This is a genomic window from Bartonella sp. AA2SXKL (assembly GCF_042197205.1).
Lineage (GTDB): Bacteria > Pseudomonadota > Alphaproteobacteria > Rhizobiales > Rhizobiaceae > Bartonella.
In genome coordinates this window covers 389-668 of sequence record NZ_JBHIRN010000176.1, presented here as the reverse complement: position 1 = coordinate 668, position 280 = coordinate 389, and positions in this window count along the sequence as shown.

Here is a 280-nt window from a genome sequence, read left to right as displayed (position 1 = left end):
TGAACTGTCTCAAGTGCCAAAGGCTGATGCAACATTTTGAGCTGGAAAATAGAATGATGGTGCCGGTTTGTTCCTTTATAAGCGTAAAGAGGGTAGTGCTCAATGGCTTTTACGCTATATGCCATTCACGGGTGCCGTCGCAAAATGGGCTTAGGTGCCTGCCTTAAGAGATATTTCTTTAAAACAAGCACATAAATCTAAAATCCAATGTATTTTGTTTTGCATTGAGGGGCGTAACCCTATTAAAGAACGCAAAAGACTCAAAAATCCCTAAAAAACT